The 258-nt window shown below is 52.7% G+C and carries 1 protein-coding gene; it reads right to left on the reverse strand.

The window, feature by feature from the left end; translation table 11 throughout:
* Window positions 1-258 (reverse strand): beta-ketoacyl synthase N-terminal-like domain-containing protein (locus tag KIH86_RS10525; RefSeq protein ID WP_223110440.1); only part of this gene is annotated, 258 nt, incomplete at both ends.

Here is a 258-nt window from a genome sequence, read left to right on the forward strand (position 1 = left end):
ACAATCGTTCCTGGGGGTCCATTCGTTCCGCTTCGCGGGGGGAAATATTGAAGAATAGCGGATCGAATTGATCGACCCCTTCCAGGAATCCGCCCCACTTGGAATACGCCTTGCCGAATTTGGTTTTATCTTCGTCAAAGTACAGGCCGGAGTCCCATCGCTCTTTGGGGATTTCAATGATGCTATCCCGTCCCTCCCGCAAATTGCTCCAGAATTCCTGCAGATTTCTCGCTCCGGGATACCTCCCCGAAACCCCAA

The sequence above is a fragment of the Paenibacillus sinensis genome (genome assembly GCF_019904155.1).
GTDB classification, from domain to species: domain Bacteria; phylum Bacillota; class Bacilli; order Paenibacillales; family Paenibacillaceae; genus Paenibacillus_AQ; species Paenibacillus_AQ sinensis.